A 510-nucleotide genomic window follows, 5' to 3' on the forward strand; every position below is an offset into this window, starting at 1 on the left:
TTGAACTCTCCAAAAGCTACATCGAATACGGGGAACCCAACAGTGATGGTGGCGAAGTTGCGATGACCAACCTGTTAACCAAATCTTTGGAGATTACTGGAGTGGTGGCCTACAACGACTACATGGCCGCTGGCGCACTGGCAGCGTTAGATCAAAATGGCATTGACGTACCAAGTAAGGTTTCTATGGTCGGGTTCGATGATGGCTTAATCGCCCGCTTTGTTCACCCTAGCTTGACTACTATTCGCTACCCAATCGAGATGATGGCAGAACGCGCCGCCCGTTTGGCTTTGGCGCTGTCTCGTGACGAAAAAGTTGAAGATGAAACCATTATTTTTAGCCCAACGTTAGTACGAAGAAATTCTGTCGAGCGTTGTTGATGGTGGATAATCTGTAATTTGAAAACGAAAAGCCCGCTCAGGTTATTGAGTGGGCTTTTTCTTTGAGCACTTGTCGAGACGATATGGATTCTAGCTCAAGGCTTCATGCGGTTTTACAGACTTAACATCA

1 protein-coding gene is annotated in these 510 nt (G+C 46.7%); it reads left to right on the top strand.

Annotated elements, in window-relative coordinates; all coding sequences use genetic code 11:
• A partial coding sequence (locus R7O13_RS31070; protein ID WP_318305754.1) for a substrate-binding domain-containing protein occupies positions 1-380 on the top strand: 380 nt, incomplete at its 5' end.
• Between the last annotated feature and the right edge of the window lie 130 nt (positions 381-510).

The organism is Vibrio sp. Y176, from assembly GCF_033438945.1.